This window comes from Fibrella aquatilis (assembly GCF_017353255.1).
Taxonomy (GTDB): Bacteria; Bacteroidota; Bacteroidia; order Cytophagales; family Spirosomataceae; genus Fibrella; species Fibrella aquatilis.
In genome coordinates this window covers 332,083-351,207 of the sequence record NZ_JAFMYU010000003.1, presented here as the reverse complement: position 1 = coordinate 351,207, position 19,125 = coordinate 332,083, and the positions used below count along the sequence as shown (strand labels likewise).

At 52.1% G+C, this 19,125-nt stretch carries 17 protein-coding genes; 6 read left to right on the top strand and 11 right to left on the bottom strand.

The genetic code is table 11. The annotated features are described in order from the left end of the window. Window positions 1-7: 7 nt before the first annotated feature. The 7 genes from J2I48_RS05855 to rsfS all read right to left on the bottom strand — a co-directional run bounded on the left by J2I48_RS05855 (window position 8) and on the right by rsfS (window position 8,025). Complete coding sequence (locus tag J2I48_RS05855; protein ID WP_207334466.1) at window positions 8-1,702, bottom strand: DUF3857 domain-containing protein; 1,695 nt, start codon at window positions 1,700-1,702, stop codon at window positions 8-10. A 151-nt stretch (window positions 1,703-1,853) separates the two neighbouring features. Continuing rightward, the gene (locus J2I48_RS05850; RefSeq protein WP_207334465.1) at window positions 1,854-2,411 is read right to left on the bottom strand and encodes an outer membrane protein assembly factor BamB family protein; all 558 of its coding nucleotides are present in this window, start codon (window positions 2,409-2,411) and stop codon (window positions 1,854-1,856) included. 713 nt (window positions 2,412-3,124) lie between these two features. Beyond that, window positions 3,125-4,345: an alpha/beta hydrolase gene (locus J2I48_RS05845; RefSeq protein ID WP_207334464.1), complete on the bottom strand. Its 1,221-nt coding sequence runs from the start codon at window positions 4,343-4,345 to the stop codon at window positions 3,125-3,127. Between the two features lie 47 nt (window positions 4,346-4,392). After that, window positions 4,393-4,671 carry a hypothetical protein gene (locus J2I48_RS05840; RefSeq protein WP_207334463.1) on the bottom strand — a complete coding sequence of 93 codons (279 nt, stop codon included), beginning with the start codon at window positions 4,669-4,671 and terminating at the stop codon, window positions 4,393-4,395. 38 nt (window positions 4,672-4,709) lie between these two features. Next, a complete protein-coding gene (locus J2I48_RS05835; RefSeq protein WP_207334462.1) occupies window positions 4,710-4,898 on the bottom strand; it encodes a hypothetical protein in 189 nt (62 codons plus the stop codon). A 567-nt stretch (window positions 4,899-5,465) separates the two neighbouring features. Next, window positions 5,466-7,493 (bottom strand): ATP-dependent zinc metalloprotease FtsH, encoded by a 2,028-nt coding sequence (ftsH, locus tag J2I48_RS05830; RefSeq protein ID WP_207334461.1) that lies wholly within the window; start codon window positions 7,491-7,493, stop codon window positions 5,466-5,468. A gap of 112 nt (window positions 7,494-7,605) precedes the next feature. Then, window positions 7,606-8,025: a ribosome silencing factor gene (gene rsfS, locus J2I48_RS05825; protein ID WP_207334460.1), complete on the bottom strand. Its 420-nt coding sequence runs from the start codon at window positions 8,023-8,025 to the stop codon at window positions 7,606-7,608. Window positions 8,026-8,139: 114 nt separating this feature from the next. Here rsfS and J2I48_RS05820 point away from each other — a divergent pair, with 114 nt between their 5' ends. Continuing rightward, on the top strand, window positions 8,140-8,919 hold the full coding sequence (locus J2I48_RS05820) for a biotin--[acetyl-CoA-carboxylase] ligase (RefSeq protein ID WP_207334459.1): 780 nt from the start codon (window positions 8,140-8,142) through the stop codon (window positions 8,917-8,919). 73 nt (window positions 8,920-8,992) lie between these two features. Here the strand turns inward: J2I48_RS05820 and pafA are convergent, their stop codons facing one another. Then, complete coding sequence (gene pafA / locus J2I48_RS05815; RefSeq protein ID WP_207334458.1) at window positions 8,993-10,654, bottom strand: alkaline phosphatase PafA; 1,662 nt, start codon at window positions 10,652-10,654, stop codon at window positions 8,993-8,995. Between the two features lie 142 nt (window positions 10,655-10,796). Between pafA and J2I48_RS05810 the strand changes: the two genes are divergently transcribed. Beyond that, entirely contained in the window at window positions 10,797-11,546 is a 750-nt protein-coding gene (locus J2I48_RS05810) for a fatty acid desaturase (RefSeq protein ID WP_207334457.1), read from the top strand. A gap of 19 nt (window positions 11,547-11,565) precedes the next feature. Here J2I48_RS05810 and J2I48_RS05805 read toward each other — a convergent pair whose 3' ends face one another. Continuing rightward, entirely contained in the window at window positions 11,566-12,537 is a 972-nt protein-coding gene (locus J2I48_RS05805; RefSeq protein ID WP_229375832.1) for a polyprenyl synthetase family protein, read from the bottom strand. Window positions 12,538-12,679: 142 nt separating this feature from the next. Between J2I48_RS05805 and J2I48_RS05800 the strand changes: the two genes are divergently transcribed. From J2I48_RS05800 to J2I48_RS05785, 4 genes are read left to right on the top strand one after another with little or no spacing between them, the layout of a single operon-like run. Next, a complete protein-coding gene (locus J2I48_RS05800; protein ID WP_207334456.1) occupies window positions 12,680-13,642 on the top strand; it encodes a patatin-like phospholipase family protein in 963 nt (320 codons plus the stop codon). A 47-nt stretch (window positions 13,643-13,689) separates the two neighbouring features. After that, window positions 13,690-13,923 carry a hypothetical protein gene (locus J2I48_RS05795; RefSeq protein WP_207334455.1) on the top strand — a complete coding sequence of 78 codons (234 nt, stop codon included), beginning with the start codon at window positions 13,690-13,692 and terminating at the stop codon, window positions 13,921-13,923. After that, entirely contained in the window at window positions 13,920-14,198 is a 279-nt protein-coding gene (locus J2I48_RS28630) for a type II toxin-antitoxin system RelE/ParE family toxin (RefSeq protein ID WP_207334454.1), read from the top strand. The genes J2I48_RS05795 and J2I48_RS28630 overlap by 4 nt, the downstream gene beginning before the upstream one ends. Beyond that, the gene (locus tag J2I48_RS05785; RefSeq protein ID WP_207334546.1) at window positions 14,149-14,286 is read left to right on the top strand and encodes a hypothetical protein; all 138 of its coding nucleotides are present in this window, start codon (window positions 14,149-14,151) and stop codon (window positions 14,284-14,286) included. Before J2I48_RS28630 ends, J2I48_RS05785 begins: the two co-directional genes overlap by 50 nt. Window positions 14,287-14,305: 19 nt before the next feature. Here the strand turns inward: J2I48_RS05785 and J2I48_RS05780 are convergent, their stop codons facing one another. Then, a complete protein-coding gene (locus J2I48_RS05780) occupies window positions 14,306-15,571 on the bottom strand; it encodes a ComEC/Rec2 family competence protein (RefSeq protein ID WP_229375829.1) in 1,266 nt (421 codons plus the stop codon). 102 nt (window positions 15,572-15,673) lie between these two features. Beyond that, window positions 15,674-19,060 carry a TonB-dependent receptor gene (locus J2I48_RS05775; RefSeq protein ID WP_207334453.1) on the bottom strand — a complete coding sequence of 1,129 codons (3,387 nt, stop codon included), beginning with the start codon at window positions 19,058-19,060 and terminating at the stop codon, window positions 15,674-15,676. Window positions 19,061-19,125: the final 65 nt, after the last annotated feature.

The following is a 19,125-nucleotide window of genomic DNA, read 5'->3' as shown; positions in this document are numbered from 1 at the left end:
TTTCTGGCTATTTGAAAGGGTTTTCGGTGGACCCTTCGGTCAGGAGTGGATTCAGGTAGATACGGTCGCCAGCTACCTGAGCCGCTTCTGGTATCTTCAGTGCATACTTCACACTCAAGGGAAGGTTTACGTTGGTGGCGTTGGTAAACTCGGCTTTCTCTATTTGCCAGGAAGGTTTCTTGCGTTTCACGTCTTCCACAAAGAGTGTTTCGCCCCGCAGCACATACGACGACCGGGCATCGACGGCCGCATAGCCCGCGTAGGAATGGGTTAACTCGCCCGTCAGCTCACCCTCGTCAGACAGGGTGAACGAGGCCGACTTAGCCTCGACGTCGCGCTCGGTGGGCGTAAGCGACACAAATCGGCTTTGGTCGTTGGGCATAATCAGGCGACCGGTGCTGTTGAGTGCCCGTTCCGGTAGCATACCCGGCTTCACAAACCGGTCGGTAGCGTCGAGCATCATGTCTTTTCCCCCCACCACCAGGTGAGCCACCACGTAGTTGAACTTACGTAGCAGGCCATAAGTCTCGTTGATACGTCCGTGGTCTCGAGTACTCAAAATCAGTGGGTTAGCGTCAATATCCAGGTCGCGCAGTAGCCCGATCAGCATAAAGTTCAGGTCGGCCACATCACCCTTTTTCAATTCCAATACCTTTTTCAGGCGGTCGCTGTCCATGCTCGTTTTCTCATTCCAGGTCATGGTGCTGCGCACGTGTTCATAGGCAGCCACGGCCCGGCCCAGCGTGTCGGTAGCCGGGTATTTAGCCTTGATGGCGGTGGCTACGTCGCGGAAATAGGGCGCTTTTTTGTACTGTCCGCCAAATGACTCACGCCGCAACAGGGTCTGGTCAATGTCGGGCCAATTGAGCGAATAGTTTTCCGTAAGCTGGCCGGGCACGTCGACGCGGGCCAGTTCAAACTCAATCTTCGACACGTAATCACCCGCCGTGGTGATGTAGGGTTCGTTCCGAAACGCGGGCGCGTTGGCCATAGCGTAGTGGCTCTCGGTGGCGTTCACGTCGGGAATACCCGGAATAGACATCTGCGACGATACGGTCCGCGACTGATACACCGTGAGGGGCAGGTAGCCAGTCAGGATCACCTTGTGGTAGAAGAAGTTGGGGATCGTGACCTTGTAGTCGCTCCAGACCACGGGGATTGACTGCTGAAAACGCCAGCTTGGTGGCGTATACACGTTTGGCATGTTCAGCACGTAGCGGTACTCGATGATGCAGCCTTCCTGCACACCCGGCAGCGTGAACTTCTGGATTCTATACCCGTCGGCCACGTTTTCGATGCGGATGGCGGCTTTGTCCATTTTCTGTTTGGTAACCTGCCCATTCTGAAGCGTGTAGGTCACCCCCTCCAGGCTCATCGCATAGTCGGCATCGGTACTTTTCCCCCGAAGCGGTATATCGACCGTGGCCTGGTCATATCCCGATTTCTTATTGATCCGTATCCGGCTGAAAAAGCTTGTTATCAGCTGGATACGGTTATTCCGAAATTCAAATCGGCTATCGGCCGATTCGTAGAGGACCACGGCCTCGGCGGTGGTGTCGTTGGGTACGGGCTTCAGCGCAAAATCGGCTTCCGTAACCTGGCCAAACTTCACGTTTGGCGTTGGGGTGGTGGTTTGCGCCCAGCAAAAAAGGGGTAACAGGCTGATAACGCAGCCCAGGTATAAGGACGGTAAAGTGGTCATTTAGGCAAGGATATAGTAGGTACGAATAGACAGGACATCTACTTACGGGGAAATATATCACTAATACCGATAAACAAAAAAAGCCTGACCAATTGGCCAGGCTTTTCGTGAAAAGTTGCTCTTGAATAGCGGCATTAACTATAGTATGCCACTACCGAATGGCCTCATAGCCATACGCGTTCAGCCCCGTGGTGGCCACCACCCGTCCCTTCTGCCCGCCTTGCCCCGGCACGGCTACGCAGGTACCGTAGAAAAACGCCCCTGAGTTCTTGTCCACGTCTGGCGAGCGCAGCCGCCAGAGGTGCTTGCCAGACGTGGCGTCGATGGCGTGAAGCCGCCCATCACCCCCACCCATGAAATACAGCACCCCGTTGAGGTAACTGATGGGCGAAGCCGAACCGGAGCTTTCTTCCTTCCAGATCTGACGACCTGTTTGAGGGTCAAGACAATAGGTGTACCGATTGTCGTTATTGCCAAAGATTTTGCCGTCATGAATGATAAAGCCCGACGAGCCAAACCCCTGATCGAAATTCACCTTCCAAATCTCCTCACCTGTCATAACGTCGTTACACTGCATACTGCGCGTTGAGGTGTGGTAGACTTTCCCGTTATAGAGCTTGGCCCAGGACACATTTGAATCTGGATAGGAGCCGTTGAGGGCTACCCGTTCGTAGACCCACTTTCGCTGGGTATAATTATACAAGCCCATTGCGGTGGGGTAGCGTCTGTTAGTTTTAGCCGGGTCTCCAAATAAGATAGCTAGCAATACATCTTCATTCTGCTTAAAAGGCAATATCTTCCAAATACTTCCCTTAATAACACTACTCTTGTCCACATCAAGCGAGTCATAATGAGGGGTCACAACTTTCTCTTCCATAGTATTTCCGATAATCTGAGCAGAAAACAGAGATTCGTCATCCTGGCTAGAATAAGGTCTTCCTGCATTAAAAAAAAGGTTGTCGATTCCGCTACAATTATCGAAGCGACTTAAGTTTGTTTTATGCTTCCAAAAAGTAGTGCCTTTGTCCAAATCAATGCAATATGTGCTTGAGCCCAATAGAAAAAGCCATTTGTTTTGGTAAAGGTGATATTTGCCTTCATCTACAGAAATGGGGTCTGGATAAGTTGGGTTTGACAGAAGTCCTAACAGGTCACTCCAAACCCAGACAATTTTTCCAGATTCACTATTTACCCCTAACAATTGGCGATTATTATCCTTATTCCCACCAACAACAACAGTTTGATTGTTGATAACAAAATTTGCCTCCGTTACAATTTCGGCTAATTCTCCATTGTTGGAAATGGACGTACCCCACAAATGGGGTAGCTGAATAGCTACCCCATTTGCGTCTTTCACGATGTCCTCTTCTTTGTGACAAGCACACAGCCATAGTGGCAGAAGAAAAATAGCTATTACCCTCCTCATCTGGCTACTCTAAAACTAAAACCGTAAGTTCCGTCAAAAGCCTGATTGTAGATGTCGCGCATTCTGGGATGCTTCTTCATCTGCAAGTGGTTGACTCCCTGAGCTTCCACCCGAATAGCGTTGCTGGCCCAAGCCGAGTTGAAACCCGATTGAGACGGGGCCTTGATGAAACCATCGCTTTGACCATTAGTCGAGGCATAGTAGGTATAACACGACTGGTAGGAGTTCTGCTGCTGACATCGGATATAGTCATCGTACGTTGCTCCTTGCCCCACCGCATTCATACACTGCCCAAAAGAACCCCAATTGATGTTCTGTTGGCAGACCGTAAAGGTAGCCGGAATACCCGCCCCAATAAGGTAATTCCAGACTCGCTCTGAATCGTACCGTACCCAGTTCATGCCCCGGCTCCAGCGAATGGCGCTGGCCACAAACGGTATGGCCCCCAACCCAAACGTAACAGCACCCACCGCTGCCGCCAACCCGTAGTTGGTCCACATGGCCGCCGAATAGATGTCGAAGGCGGTGTTTGCCCAGTCAGCCATCCGTTCGTCGTTGAAAGCGGCTTCCGAGGCAATGCGCCAGTGAACGGGGCTTTCCTCATTGCCATAGATCAGGAGCTTCGGCGTGTTGGTTTGGGTGGTTCGCGGCCCGCCGTTCAGATAACCACTGCCTTCCGATAAATCCTGGGCGGTTTGATTCAGAAAATTGTTGTTCAGATAAACCTGGGCTGGCTGCTTCAGATAATTCGCAGCCACTGAAACCACAATACCGGCTACGTTAAATAAACCACCGGTCAACAGGTTCAGCGTAGGGTCCCCCCCTGGCCCAGAGGCTAGCGCATCGATACCGTCAGAAACAGCGTTGACCAGTTCCCCGTTGCCGGCGGCGTTGGCAATGCGTGCTCCGTCGTGCGCACTTCCTGCCGTGATGATAGCCCCGAATGTATTGCCATCGGTAGCGTCGATCTGTCGCCCCACTACGCCACCCAGGCTGTGGCCAAAATAAATGCTCTGCTCGTTGGCGGTATAGCTCCCACGTACCTGACCAGCCATATTGGCTACACCATTTTCGCTGGTAAATGAACCCCGGCTCAGGGTGTTCAATTGCCGTTCAGCGGTGAACAGATTGGCCCACTGCGCCCATTCATTGGCATCAGACCCCAAACCGTGTACCCACACAGCACCCCGGCTCTGAGCCTGTGCTACTGTCGCCATTACCCAACAGGCTAAAGCGATCAAAATTTGCTTCGTTTTCATGCTGGCTATGCTTTCTTAGTCTTAACAACAATGTTTTCGAACTCGGTATTGGTGATGGTTTCCACCCGCTGATTCGTGCGTGGGTTTACGTGCCACGACTTTGAATAGATGACCTCAGGAGTCAGCTTGTTCTTGTTGTTCTCCTTTTTGTACTTGTAGAAGGTCTGGCAAACCAGTTGGTCTTTTTCGTCATACAGGCTCGACCCTACTACAATACCAAGTTGCTCATTCACAATATCGACTTGCTTCTGGTCGGCAATGCCACCCCGCGCATTACGATTCATGGTGTGAACCGAGTTACGAATACTGATATTACCGTTCCTCAGTCGCTGCCAAGGGGCTGATACGTCAGCATTTCTGCCTCGTAGCTCATACTCAATACGCCCTCGTCGGGGGTATTTTTTCCGGGATCACTTTGCAAAAAATCCGGGTTACACGCCTGACTAGTAAAGCCTAGTGCTACTAGACTCACCACACGCCAGATTCGTTGGGATACGAACATGTTTTTCATTGGCTAATCTATTTATGTTGACTAGCCAAATGTGGAGGTTCATACAGTATATACCTATAACCAGAAGTTATTGAACAATAAATCTAAGACAACTAATAGTTACTTGATGCTATTTTCTCAATATGGTAATCTTTTTTTGTAAGTATGATACGAATTTATGCTCAACTTTACTACTGTTACAACTACTTAAACGCTCAACCTGCTATGCATACGTTACCTGATAAGCTTTTTCGCCTACGAAGTCTTCAGGGGCTTTCGCAGGATCAGATGTCGTTTTTTTCAATATAAGCCAAGCAGCCTATTGTAAATGGGAAAATGGGAAAGACCAGCCTTCCTAGACACACTTGGCAGTGATTGCCAGTTATTATAAGGTATCGGTGACCACACTGCTTGACGTTGAAGCGGATGAGTTGTTGGTGCAGGTAATCCGTAACGGCCTGCTTAAGTCAACAGTTAAGGGGGGGGGGTATAACTATTATTTCTCCAAAAGAATGAGCAACGTTCCGCTGAGCATGAAAAAGGCTCAACCGTTGCTGGTTGAGCCTTTTTCACTAAAAGCAGTCGAATCTAAATCGACTCCTGCGGCAGGGTCTCAACGGGTTTAGCTTCCTTGCCAATCTCCTCTTTCACTTCTTCCGCTACGCCGCGTTTTTTGTTGGCGGCGTAGGCCGTGTCCCGCTCAAAAGGCCGCTCGCCCAATAGACGCACTAGGTCTTTCTGGAACAGAATCTCTTTTTCGAGCAACTCCTTCGCAATGATCTCCAGACCGGCGCGGTGTTCCTGCAACATGTCTTTCGTGCGCTGATAGGCGATGTCAACAATCTTACGCACCTCTTCATCAATCTGACGGGCGGTCTCTTCCGAATACGGCTTGTTGAAGTTGTAGTCTGACTGTTTCGAATCGTAGAACGAAATGTTGCCGATCTTGTCGTTCATGCCATACATCGTCACCATGCTGTAGGCCAGCTTCGTGATCCGCTCCAGATCGCTCAGCGCCCCGGTCGATACTTTGTCGAACACTAGGTCTTCGGCGGCGCGGCCACCCAGGGCCATGCACATCTCGTCCATGAGTTGTTCGGTGCGGTAGAGATACTGTTCTCGGGGCAGGTATTGGGCATAACCCAACGCCGCCACACCACGCGGCACAATAGACACCTTCACGAGCGGGTCGGCGTGCTCCAGGTACCAGCCCGCCACGGCGTGACCGGCTTCGTGGTAGGCCACGATCTCTTTCTCTTCGGGTGAAATGAGCTTGTTTTTCTTCTCCAGACCACCAATCACGCGGTCCATAGCATCTTGAAAATCAATCATTTCCACCGACTCCTTATCGTGACGGGCGGCAATCAGGGCCGCTTCGTTGCAAACGTTGGCAATCTCGGCACCGGCAAAACCAGGTGTTTGTGCCGCCAGTTCGCGGGGGTCCACGTCAGGGGCCAGCTTGATGGGCTTCAGGTGGACTTTGAAGATTGCCTCCCGGCCAATGATGTCCGGCTTATCGATGCTGATCTGCCGGTCGAAACGGCCAGGGCGTTGCAGGGCTGAATCGAGTACGTCGGGGCGGTTGGTAGCGGCCAGGATAATGATACCCGAATCGGTAGCGAAACCGTCCATTTCTACCAGCAGCGAATTCAGCGTGTTTTCGCGTTCGTCGTTGGCACCGGGCATAGAACCCCGGCCCCGCGTACGACCCACGGCGTCGATCTCATCAATGAAGATAATACAGGGCGCTTTTTCTTTGGCTTGTTTGAACAGGTCACGTACCCGCGCGGCACCCACCCCCACAAACATTTCCACAAAATCGGACCCCGACAGCGAGAAGAACGGTACACCCGCCTCACCGGCTACGGCCTTGGCCAACAGCGTTTTACCCGTGCCCGGAGGGCCAATCAGCAGAGCACCTTTAGGAATTTTGGCTCCCAGCTTCGTAAACTTGGCGGGGTTCTTCAGGTAGTCGACAATCTCTTTGATCTCTTCTTTGGCTTCGTCCAGCCCAGCCACATCGTTGAACGTGATCTTCACCCGGTTTTCGGGGTCGAACAGGGCGGCGCGTGACTTGCCAATGTTGAAGATCTGACCACCCGGCCCGCCCGTACCCGACATGCGGCCCAGGATAAAGTACATGGCCAGGATCATCACGATCACCACGCCGTAGGTAGCCAGAGAGCTAACCCAGTCGGGGCGGGTTTCGTAGCGGTCGTCAATCTGTTGGGCGTCGGGAACGTCTTTCTCCAGCCGTTGCAGGTCGCTTTTGAACGACTCAGCAGAGGGCACCTCGAAGGAATAATGAGGGCCTCCGTTCGAGTTGCTGTTGAAGAGTTGCTTTTGTCCCCCAACGGCCCGGTAGTCGGGTTTGTTGAGTGCCTCTGGTTTGAGGGTGATCTCGGCGATCTTGTCGTTAACGATGACCACCGATTTAACATCGTTGTTTTTCACCATCCGCTCAAACTGTTTGGGCGTAGTGGGGCGAACCGACGATGTTTTGCTGAGCAGGGTGATGCCTAAAATTGCGGCAATAAGCAGCACCACAATCCACCCCTGGAAGTTCGGCTTACGCGGCACTCGGCTGAGGGGATTTTTATTGTTGTTATCAGACATTTCGACAGGTTGTACAAAAGATAGGATTATGAAAGTAACACCAGACGGGAAATGAATGTTTCGCCGCTAGTAGTGGCCCTCAAAGGCAAATGATGGGCGGTTTTAGAGGTAATCAGGCGGCTACGTTGACCGAAATAATCGGTGCATCGTCGGGTATCTCATGGATCTCGGCATCGCCCCAAAGTTGCTCGAGATCATAGAACGCGCGGCGGTCTTTTTTGAACACGTGAACCACCACGTCGAGGTAATCGAGCAGGATCCATTCGCGGTTCATTTTGCCTTCGCGGTTCATGGGGAACGTCCGGCTTACTTTCAATATTTCTTCTTCAACAGATCCCGAAATGGCGTCAATTTGCGTGTCGGAGCTACCAGAGCAGATAATGAAGTAATCGGTAATGGCATTTTTCACTTTGCGAAGGTCCATCACAACGATGTCCTGCGCTTTTTTCTCCTGCATTCCTTTCACTACCAGATCACGGAGCTGTTCGGTAGATAACTGAGTTTGTTTGGCTGAAACGGGGTGTTGAATCATGCTTTGCGAGTAAACTTGTGGTAGCAAGCGGGAAGCGGGTGCGTTGCCAGATCGGGTTAACGAATCACCCAACCGCACCATTCACCAGTTGCTTTCTATTAAACGTAACAATCTTTGCACAAAATCTATCCCAAAACCCTCTTTGTTGGTCAAAATATCGTATTTCTGCCAACCTGTCAGTCCACTAACGACGAAGCCTTACGTATCCTGTCTGATGGGGTTGCCTATGAGGGCGACATTGTGGCTACCGCCCAGCAAACGCAGGGGCGCGGGCAGCGGGGCAATCAGTGGGAAGCGCAGCCCGGCCAGAACCTGACGTTTTCGCTCATACTGCTTCCCTCGTTCCTCCAGGCCTCGGACCAGTTCTGGCTCAACATGGCCGTTTCACTGGCCGTGTATGACTCCCTGGTACCGTTTATTCCAACGGGACTGACCGTGAAATGGCCCAACGATATCTACGTGAATGATCGGAAGATGGGGGGTATTCTGATCGAAAATACCTTACAGGGCTACAATTTGGCCCATTCAATAGTTGGTATTGGACTGAATATCAATCAGATGCAGTTTAGCTACCCGTCTGCCACCTCCCTCCTGCTCGAAGCGCCCTACCAGGAAGGCTATCACCTGCCCGCCCTGCTCATCACCCTCTGCGAACAACTTGAAAAACGGTACCTCCAACTCCGCAATAATCAGCGCGACACCCTGCGGGCCTCCTACCTGCAACACCTCTACCGCTACCAGCAGGAACACACCTACGAAGCCGACGGCCACCGCTTCCGGGGCACCATCGTCTCCATAGATCCTACCGGTCGCCTAGGCATCCTCACCAACGGTGCGGTTCGTTACTTTGCGTTTAAAGAAGTAGGTTTTATAGTGGTGAGTGATGAGCGGTAAGTGGTGAGTTTGCTGACGCGAGAGTAGACGCGGCAGCAAACTCACCACTTACCGCTCAGCACTTACCACTCATTTATTCTATCGCTTCCCCAACCGGGTTTCCGATGCAGCCGCTGGGTTCGAGGATACCGAGGAGGGCGCAGATGGTGGGCGCAATGTCGGCGATGGCGGTGCGGTGGAACGTTTGGCCTGGCTTGATGCCCCAACCGTAGAGCAAAAACGGCACGTGGGTGTCGTAGGCGTAGGTGGTGCCGTGGGTAGTGCCCTTGCTCCGACCCTCGAACCAGCCCGCCTGCAACATCACGTAGAAGTCACCGCTACGGTTGGGCTGGTACACGTTTTTCAGCATAGTCAGCTGATTATCAGGCAAGGCCGTAGCCGACAGGTCGTGCAGGTTCACCACGTTGATGACCCCACGCTGCGGCAAAATAGTAGCCCGCACCAGTGCATATACCTCGGCCATCGGAATTTTCTTTTCGGCCAGTAGCGCCGTGTTCATGTAGATCTGCTGGTTGTAATAGCCAATCATCCACTGACCGGGGCCGTAGGCTTTGGTCAGCGCCGCCTTTACCGACTCGCCTACTTCGCCAAACGATTTCACCGCCGCCGGAATCCGATACGTTTGCGAGAAACCCGGAATGTCGGCGGCACCGTGGTCGGCAGAGAGGAACGCCAGCCAGTTGCCTTTACCCACCCGCTTGTCGAGTTCGGTGAGTAGTTCGGCAAGCTGTAGGTCGAGCCGCAGGTATTCGTCTTCCACCTCTACCGAGTGGGTCCCGAAGGCATGACCCACGTAATCGGGCGAGGAGAAGCTGACGGCCAGCAGGTCGGTGATGTTGTCTTTGCCCAGCTGTTCGCCGTCAATGGCCGCCAGGGCGCATTGCAGAGTCAGTTGGTCGCCGTAGGGGGTGGCCCGCAGCACTTCGTAGCGATTTTGCCCACTCACAGTAATAAACTCATGTGGAAAAGTCGATTTGGTTTCGCCGGGTAGGTTCGCCTCAAACGGCTGATCGTCGGTGGTGCTTTCGGTGTACTTGTCGGCGGGCAAGAGGAGGTCCCACTTCCTCTGCATGAACTCGTCGGGCAGGCGGCGGGCGTTGAAGGCCTTCATCCAGGCGGGCAGCTCGTTCCGGTAAAACGAACTGGTGATCCAGTTACCATCTTTCGAGTCGAACCAGTAGGCAGCGTCGGCGGCGTGGCCGGCGGGCAAAATAGACCCCCGATCTTTCAGGGCCACGCCTACCACTTTGGCCCGCCCGTCGGTGGCCAGCTTCAGTTGGTCGCCAATGGTGGTGACCATCATGTTGCGCGGCGACATTTGGCCCGCCCCGCCGTTGTTGCCCACGGTGCGCACGGTGGTGTCTTCGGTGCAGTAGAGGATGCGTCCCAGCTTGCGGTCGTAAAAATCATTACCTACAATGCCGTTGAGCGCGGGTGCCGAGCCGGTGTAGATGGCCGCGTGGCCGGGGCCGGTGTAGGTGGCGGCGTAGTGATAATGGTTGTTACGGGCGTTAAACCCCTGCGTTATGAGCAGTTTGAAGCCGTTTTCGCCGAATTTGTCGTAATACCGGTACAGGTAATCGTAGCGCATCTGATCGACAACAATGCCTACTACAAGTTTAGGCCGGTCGGGGAAATAAGGCGTTGTGGAGGTCGAGGTGGTGCGTTTTACCTGGGCAATAACGGAAAAAGCAGAGAGGAGAAAGGCAAACAGAGCAGCAGTGAGGCGCGTCATGGGTGATTAACAAGACAAATGAGAGTAGCGCGGCAAAGGTAGCGAACATTTTGGGGGCAGGGGCCGTTGAACGGATTAGCAAACCATTAAGCTACAGGCACGGTCGTCGGCATCGACTGACCCGTTGCCACCGGCCTTTTTCATGCCAAAAACACGTTCGTTTAGTCCTGCCCAGATTGGGAACCGGGGCGTTTGGTTCGCCGCCGTCATCCTCACGGCCTGGCTGCTGCTGCTGTCGTTTCTGCTCACTTATCACAGTCCCGGCACCACCCCGTCTGGCCTGAGCTTGAGCTGGAAAGACCCGCTTGTGTACGTGTTTGTGCTGCTCCAGATGCACCTCTACACGGGCGTGTTCATCACCGCCCATGACGCCATCCACGGCGTGGTGGCCCCCAACAACAAACGCCTGAACAACGCCATTGGCACCCTGGCTACGGCGTTATTTGCCTTCAACAACTACAAAAAGCTGTCGGCGGGACACCACCTGCACCACAAGCACGCCGCCACCGAACATGACCCCGACTACCACCGGGGCAACCCCAACATCGTTTTGTGGTTCGTCGACTTTGCCCGGAGCTATGTTTCCATCTGGCAGATTGTGGCCATGGCCGTGACTTACAACATCCTGAAACTGTGGCTACCCATGGAGAACCTGATCGTGTTCTGGATGGTCCCGGCCTTCCTCAGCACGTTCCAGCTGTTCTATTTCGGCACCTACCTCCCCCACCGGGGCGAACACCATAACCCGCCCCATAACGCTCGTAGTCAGGCACTTAACCACACTTGGGCATTTGTCTCCTGCTACTTCTTCGGCTACCACGAAGAGCACCACACTCAGCCGTATCTCCCCTGGTGGAAACTGGCGGAAGCGAGAGAAGGGAATGTACAATGAATAATGTACATTCCCTTCCTCACTTCTCCCTCGCAATCGTATACTCCACCAGCCCCTGCAACGAGGTGCGGTAGACCGATTCGGGGAGGGTTTTCAGGAGGGTTTGGGCCTGGCGGACGTAGTCTTCCATGGCCCGTGCGGCATATTCAATCCCGCCCGACGATTTCACGAAGTCGATCACTTCATTGACGCGCTTGGGTTCGTCACTGTGGTTTTTGATCGTGTTGATCACCCGCCGTTTATCGCCCGAAGCGGCTTTGTTGAGGGCATAGATTAGGGGCAGGGTCATCTTCTTTTCTTTAATGTCGATGCCCAGCGGTTTGCCCACCTCGGCGGTGCCGTAGTCGAAGAGGTCGTCTTTGATCTGGAAAGCGATGCCCACTTTTTCGCCGAAGAGGCGGGCCGTCTCGATCATGTCGGCGGGGGCATTAGCCGACCGGGCACCCATAGCGCAGCAGGCCGAAATCAGCGAGGCCGTTTTCTGCCGAATGATCTCATAATAAACCGCCTCCGAAATATCGAGCCGACGGGCCTTTTCCATCTGGAGGAGTTCGCCTTCCGAGAGATCGCGCACGGCCTTGTTGCCAATGCTCAGCAGGTCGAAATCACCATTTTCGAGCGAGAGCGACAGCCCCCGCGCCAGCAGGTAGTCGCCCACGAGCACGGCGATCTTGTTTTTCCAGAGTGCATTGACCGAAAAGAAACCGCGCCGGTAGTCCGAATCGTCGACCACGTCGTCGTGCACGAGCGAGGCCGTGTGGAGCAGTTCGATCAGGGCCGCGCCCCGGTAGGTAGACTCGTTGATGGTGCCACAAACGCCCGCCGTGAGAAACACAAACATGGGCCGAAGTTGCTTACCTTTTCGCCGCACGATGTAGGTCATGATCTGGTCGAGGAGCATGACGTCGCTTTTCATAGAGTCCCGAAATTTCTGCTCGAACAGCTTCATTTCAGTAGCAATCGGGGCTTGTATGTCGGCGATGGTAAGCATTAAGCGTATACTGTAGGGGCACCCCTCGTGGTCACCCGCGATACGTTTCCCTGTGAATTTGTGGTGGGGCAAAAGTAGCCACGAAACCGCAGTAGCGACGTAAAATCTTGCGTGGTGCTCGAAAATTGCCAATCTTGCCCACATGCCCGATCAACCACCCCTACCCGCTTCCGACGTCACCTCTTCGCCCCTGCCCACGTCCTGTGGCCGTGCCCTGGTGCTGGGTGGTGGCTCGTTGAAAGGGGCGTTTCAGTGCGGGGCCATTATGGCTATCCTGGAGAGTGGCTACCAGCCCGAAGCCCTCTACGGCATCTCGGTAGGTAGCCTCAACGCCACGTTTCTCACCCACGAAGCCAACCGCCAACACGCCGAAACTGGCCACATCGACTGGCCAAAAGCGGGTCGTGCCCTGCTCGAATTCTGGATCAGGAGCATCACCCGCCCCGAAGACGTCGCCGTCATTCGCCCACGGCTGCTCACGGGGTACAATACGCTCATGAGCCGGTTCGATGGTTTTCTGGACAACACGCCCCTGCGTACCCTCATCAGCAGCCGTGTGGATGTAGCCGTGCTCAAGCAGGGACCGATCAAACTGAAAGTAGGCGCCGTCAACGTGATCGAGGGCGACATGGTCTATGTTGACCCCACCGATGATCATTTTCTGGACTATGTATTTGCCAGCAGTTCGCTGCCGTTTCTGATGCCCGCCGTACCCATTGGCGGCGATCACCGCAAGGCGTTTCTGGATGGTGGTCTGCGCGAGGTGGCCCCCCTGCGCGAAGCCATCGGCGACGGGGCCACGGCCATCATGTGCGTGGCCTGCCACGCCAAACACATCTTCAACGAGGCGTTTAATTACCGCAACCTGCTGAACCTGGTTGAGCGCGTCAAAGACATCACCGTCAACCAGATTGTGAACAACGACATCGCCTGGGCCGAGCGGTTTGTAGAGCGCGAAACAAGCCGGGGCCATTCCTTCCAGATGACCGTGATCCGCCCCACAGAACCCCTCTACCTGAACCTCCAGAAGTTCACCTCCGACGACATCAGTAAACTCATCGTGCAGGGCTACAAAGCCGGAACCGACATGCTGCGGAAAGGCTGAGCATATGCCGTCTTTTCGTAGTTTTACTACTAACCAACAACTGAACTATGAGCACGCTTGAACTCCGCTCGACCCTACACAGGCTGATTGACCAGATCAGTGATGACGTAGTGTTGCAGGCTCACCTGACGTTACTGAGCCGGGAAGTGACCCAGCAGTCAGCCGATTTCTGGGACGATTTATCGCCTGAGCAACAAACATCTATTGACCGGGGACTGGCCGATTTGGCGGCTGGCCGTCGGAAACCTTTCTCTTCTATTCTGAAAAAATACGCCGAATGACCATCTACTTCTCTGCCGAAGCTGAGGAGCAGTTAGAAGCGATTGTTAGCTACCTGGGCGAAAACTGGTCACAGCGTGTTAAAACAGATTTTCTGGCAAAACTTTCCGACACGCTGGAGCGCATTAGCCAAATGCCCGACTTATATCGTCACTCCGAAAAACGTCCTGGTCTCCGTGAATGTGTTCTAACTAAGCATACCACTTTGTATTACAGGCTACTATCGAATGAGATCGAAGTGGTGGCTCTACTCCCAACTCGTCGAGGTTCAGTATAATAAGCTATTCAAGTTCACCTCCGACGACATCAGCAAACTCATCGTGCAGGGCTACAAAGCCGGCACCGACGTATTGCGGAAAGCATAACCTACCTCATTTCAATTGGCTATTTTGATTGGTATGGTCCATAGACTGCCTTTATCCTGTTTTGCTCATCAGTATCTTCCAGCACAAAAACTCGATATGAGCCGCCACCAGGCTTCACTCGAACAACAACATGTCCTGCCGTACTTTTCATCTTTGCAGCTATGGCGGATGGTGTTTTCTTGAGCAACTGAGTTGCAAATACGTCGCGTTCGCCTGTCTCTGATGAATCGGAAAATACCCGTTCAAGCACCTCATCATTGGCATGTGATTCGTGCCAGACGGGGATTACCAGTACTTGTGGACGCAGTTTTTTCAACAAGGTTCCGTTTTGAGCGTCTTCGTAGCCATGATGGTCCATTAATTGCACATCTATTTGCCCTGCGACGTTGGCAACCGGCGTTTCAACGTCATGCCACGCTGGTGACCCAAACCGAAGCACACCGGGAATATCGCCTCCTGTGAAATAATCGAAGCGGCCATACTGAATATGCATAACGGCACTGCACATATTCTCGGTGGGGTACTGCGCGGGTTGCAATGAACCCAAAGGGGGGAAGATTGCCCGGGAAGATTGCTTTCTCCCAGTCCAGATTTCGCCGTTAGCAGCAATATTTCTGATATGAAAATTTGCCTTATAGGCCCTTGGTTGCTTAACCAGCCTAATCTGGTCAATCAGGCCAGCCCTGAACCGATCAACTTTTAGATTGTTCTGCTCGATCTGTTTTGTCAGGAACCGTTGGTAATTCATCATCATAGAGTCTCCTGACATTGGGCGTGGATAGCGATAATCAGGCCATCCACGATCTATTATTCTACTAATTGTTATGTATTCAGCTACTTCGGTAATACCGGTCAACGCATAATCGCCAGATTGATTCAGAGGTGCCAGCACTGGAGACCCCATGTGATCATCATGGAAATGAGTTAGGACGGCGTAGTCTAGGGAAGGTTTTTCTCGAATTGGCATGTAGCGACTGATGTAGCGGGCAATCCACTGCCCTGCCCGTCGACTTGCATTGGGTTTTGTAGGTAAGTTTCGCGGTGCATTGGTTCGCCAGTCAACAGAACTAATCGCACCAGCATCTATTAATAACGTGGTACCATCGGGCAAAACGGCAAAGGTCGCATTGCCCTGCCCGGTACTTATTTGATGAATGATTAGTTCTTCCTTTTGCCACGCTGTCAATTGTTGGCCAACTCCTTGAGACATGAGTTTTTCCTGACAGTTAATTACGCTGAACAGCACTAAAAAGCACTTGTACGGAACATACTTCGTTAAATACATAGCCAATTGTTAAGGTGTTCTTTGAGTTACAAACTGTTCTATATAAAAAATGCCCCGACTAAGAAGCCGGGGCATTTTTACACGATTGGTGTGCTGTATTTCTCAATTGAAAATGTAACGCAAGCCAAACTGAGCCTGCCAAACAGCATTGAGAGATACGTTAGGCGTGTAAGAGTCACGTAGCAGAACAGTTCTAGAAACGTTGTTCTCCGTAATCTGTTGGGTAGCCAACCGGTATGAGAGCGCGCCGTTTGTTCCTACTGTGGCAGCAAGTGGGTTGAATGTAGTTGATACGTTACCAACACCCCATGTATCATTCAGTAGATTACCTACGTTCAAGATGTCAGCCCGAAGTTGAATCGTATTTTTCTTGTTCTTCTGCCCAACAGACAGGTAGAATTCCTGAATGAATGTGAAGTCAACACGAGTCAGCCAAGGGAAAGCCCCGCCATTGCGCTCTGCAAACTGGCCACGACGCGTTTTCAGGTAATCATTACCGTCGATGTAAGCATCAAAGGCCTCCTGTTGCTGTGCTGGTGTGTACGTTACCGACGAAGCAGGTGTAGTCAATGTGGCTGCTGTATTCACTACCAGTGGCAAAAACGTCAGCTCAGATGCTTTGTTCGGAACAGCAATCAGGTCATTCGACGTCTGTCCGTCACCATTTACGTCCTGAGCATAAGTGTACGATACTTTGGATCCACTATTAGAAACGAAGCCAAGCGTAAACGTTGACGAACCGCCTATTTTGCCACCGTAGTTCAGGCGATAGTTCAACAACCCAACAATACGATGACGCAGATCAGTATCCGAGTACGTCAGAGGCAGGTAGTTTTGGCCGACACTCGTTGCAATGTTGGCCTGGACTGTACTAGCAACAAAAGCGATGTCGCGTGCTTGGCCATAAGTGTAGGAAACAAAGCCACCGAAGCCCTTGTAAGCAGGCTTCTCCAACTTAATCGTTGCGATGTATGAATCACCCTGATCCGTATTTTTCAGTACGAAGGCATTACCAATAGTTGGGTTGATAAAACGCGCATTGGTAGCGGCTGTACCTGTCAATCCCAACGCCGGAAAACGCGGACGACCATCGGGCGTTGTACCCGTAGGGGCTGCTAAGTTTGCATCAATGTAACGCAGCCCGTTCAGGGTCTTGTTGTAGATAAACTCAACTGTACCGATCAACCCAAACGGTAAACGCTGATCAATAGCGATGTTTGTCTTCCAGATCTGGGGATATTTCAGATCTTGGTCTGACGCGTTGATGGCATAACCTGTTAAGCTAGCAGGAGACGTAGCAGCAGGCAAAATGCCAGCGGGTAATTTGCTAGGATCTGTTACAAACGGAACACGCGAGTTGGTCAGGTTAAAAACTGCCGTGTTGATACCGTTATTACCCAACTGGTTTGAGATCAACACCTCCGGGATGCGCGAAACGAAGAAGCCGGTACCGCCACGAATCTGCGTTTTCTTATCACCCTTCACATCCAGGTTAAAACCAATACGGGGCGAGAACAACAACCGCGCTTTGGGAAAGGCAGCCGTGGTTATGTTGTACGGACTTGCGTTCTCATCACGGAAGGTTAGTTTTCTAACACGCTCATTATCGAAACTGGCGGCGTTTGAATCATCATAAGCAAACACGTCACCACGCAGGCCCAGCGTCAATTTCAAATTTGGCGTTGCCTGATACTCATCCTGAACGTAGACACTGTACAGATCACGATCCAGACGTTGCAGCGGCTCGGCACCATCCTTGAGCAATGAATACCGCAGGTTGTAACGGTTTACCGTTACAGGAGAGGTCGTACTGGTAGGGTTGCTAATTGACGCCAACGCAGCAGCCTTAAAATCAGCAATCGAATTATAGACGTACACCCCATTCGATGATGGGAAAAACACGTTGTTCGAGGTAAAGTGTTCATACACAGCACCCGCCGTGAGCGTATGCTTGCCAGCAAAGTAGCTCACGTTGTTCGTAATGTTGAAAGTTGAATAGTTCAACTTGTTGTTGGGCGTGAACGGATCGAAACCAAGTGACGTCAACGTAGTGCCGCCCGCCGCATTCAGGATATCAATTGTTGGAAACAGATCAGTTTTATACGCCCGGTCTTCAATCTGCTTGTTGTAAGTGACAATCAAATCGTTAGATAGTCTGCTTCCAAACGTCGATGTCAATTCAGCCGCAAGGGAACGTGTGTTATCGAAGATAACATAACCTGTGTTTTCTGGAGAAAGAGCATCCCGTGAGTTTGTCCGGTTTCCATTTCCCGCCGTGTTGCTGCTGTTGCTCTGGCTAATGGGCACATCAGAGTTTGAATCGTGGTGTGAATACCGGATTGATAACTTGTGGTTATCGTTGATGTTATAATCAAGGCGAATCAATCCTTTTATGCTCTTAACCTGGTTATTGAAGCCATCGAATGGTCCAAGCGTCCGCTTGAAGTTAGTTTGCATGAACTGAGTCAGGTCGTCGGCTTCACCTTGTGTCAGGCGTGAAATATTTCCTCCCGTTTGTCCCCTGTTGAGCGACCACGTCAGCGCTGGTGTGCTGCTGTCGAACTGTTCGCCATTCATAAAAAAGAACAGCTTGTTTTTGATGATTGGTCCACCCAACCGAAAACCGTAGGTGGTCTCACTTAGGTTTGGCGCAGGCGTGATTGTTACCCCGCCCACCGTTTTACCAACAATTTTATCTGAACGAAACAGCGTGTAAGCAGAACCCGAAAATTCGTTAGTACCTGACCGCGTTACGGCGTTGATACCAGCACCCGTGAAGCCCGACTGACGAACGTCGAACGGAGCTACGTTTACCTGAACCTGATCAATAGCATCCAGTGATACGGCAGTAGTACCTGTCCGGCCACCGGCCTGCGCTGATCCACCAAGGCCAAATCCATTATTAAATACCGCCCCGTCGATGGTGATGTTATTAAAGCGGCTATCCTGACCAGCAAATGACTGACCATTACCGTATGGGTTGTATTTAGTAATGTCGTTGATAGTACGGCCAATAGTTGGCGTCGTATTTATCGCCTCACGACCAAATGACGAAGCAGCACCCGTACGGTCTGAGCTAAAAATATCAGAACGGTTTGTAGTAATAACTACTTCATTCAGGTTTGTGCCTTGATCCTGGAGCTTAAAGCTTACATCTGTAGATGTACCCAAGTTTGTATACACATCATTAGTCACCTCATCCTTAAAACCAACGTAAGTTGCGGTGATGGTGAAAGGACCGCCAACACGAACACTTGGCAGTGTGTAAACACCCTTACCATTAGTCACGGCGCCGTACCGGGTACCTGATGGCGTATGAATAGCGACCACGGTAGCGCCTGGTAGCCCTTCCCCTTTCGCATCAGTAATAAAACCGTTGATAGCGGCTGATGTTACCTGTGCTTTGGCATTATACCCGCCGAGCAAGGCCAGTAACATGCTGCCAAGCAGCATGAAAGCCGCCCGGAAGCGCAGTAGCTTTTTAAACATAGAAGTGTTTGGTTTGATTGTTAATGCTGTCATGTCCGCGCAATGCGTACGAAGTGAAATTTTCA